Raw genomic sequence first — 1,009 nt, 5'->3', positions numbered from 1 at the left:
GAAGATTACAAAAAAACATTAGAAGAACGATATAAAGATGCCGAAAAACAATATCAAGATAATATCTTATATGAACTTAACTCCCTCTATCAAATTACCTCTGATGAGAAATAAAATAAAAGGAGTTTTAATTGATGTTTAAAATCAAAAATAATTTATTATTATTGAATGCATTTTTTGTATTTATTTTCTTAGGATTATTTTTAATTATTAATAATCAACAAGTAATGGCTGCCCCTAATGAAGAGTTTGTTGGCGATATGAGAATCGTTAATACAACTGTATCAAATATTGATATTCTTAAAAATCATGAAACATTTAAACAATATTTTGATTTTACGTTAACTGGTCCGCGTTATAACGGAAACACAGAAGAATTTGCAATTATTTGGAAAATTAAGAATCCACCTCGTAATTTATTAGGTGTTTTTTTTGATAATAGCACTAGAGATGATGAAGATGATAAATATACTTTAGAAGAATTAAAACAAATGGGTAATGGAGCTAAAAATATGTATATTTTTTGGCAATATGAACAAAAATAATTTTTCTTAATTCAAAAAGGAATTTTAATAAATAATGATTAAATTAAAAAACCAATTTAAAATAATAAGTATTTATTTGTTTATTTTTTTGGGATTATTATTAGTTAATAATAATCTAGTAATGGCGATGAATAATGGACATGTTTCTCAAAATAACGATAATAATAATGAAATAAGAGAAATTAATAATAGAATTGTGGAATTAGCTTTAGAACAAAAACAATTATCAAACCAAATCAGTTTAAGTCCAATAGGATCTTTTGCAACCTTAGAATTAAATATCAGAAACCGAGCGATATATTTAGAGTTAATTGATCTTTATGATAGATTAAGAATTATCGGGCAACAACGCATCAACCCTAATCAACCAAATAACCCCCTAAATCGATAAACACCCAAGACTCTAAAATAAAATTAAATATATTCATAAATTAGACCCCTATTCAAGGGTCTTTTTTATTTAA

At 24.6% G+C, this 1,009-nt stretch carries 2 protein-coding genes; both read left to right on the top strand.

Translation table 11 applies throughout. From position 1 onward, the window contains the following. Positions 1-134 precede the first annotated feature (134 nt). Positions 135-545, top strand: coding sequence for an SVM family protein (locus RI01_RS02855; RefSeq protein ID WP_017193167.1), 411 nt, complete (start codon positions 135-137; stop codon positions 543-545). Between the two features lie 34 nt (positions 546-579). Then, positions 580-936 carry an SVM family protein gene (locus RI01_RS02850; protein ID WP_017193166.1) on the top strand — a complete coding sequence of 119 codons (357 nt, stop codon included), beginning with the start codon at positions 580-582 and terminating at the stop codon, positions 934-936. Positions 937-1,009 lie beyond the last annotated feature (73 nt).

The organism is Italian clover phyllody phytoplasma str. MA1 (genome assembly GCF_000300695.1).
Classification (GTDB): Bacteria; Bacillota_I; Bacilli_A; order Acholeplasmatales; family Acholeplasmataceae; genus Phytoplasma.
The sequence above is the reverse complement of the archived record's forward strand: the minus strand, read 5'-3'. Positions and strand labels throughout refer to the sequence as shown.

What these genes read in the sequence shown, in the direction of transcription:
- RI01_RS02855 (WP_017193167.1), top strand. Translation starts at nt 135, where the DNA reads ATGTTTAAAATCAAAAATAATTTATTATTATTGAATGCATTTTTTGTA.
- RI01_RS02850 (WP_017193166.1), top strand. Translation starts at nt 580, where the DNA reads ATGATTAAATTAAAAAACCAATTTAAAATAATAAGTATTTATTTGTTT.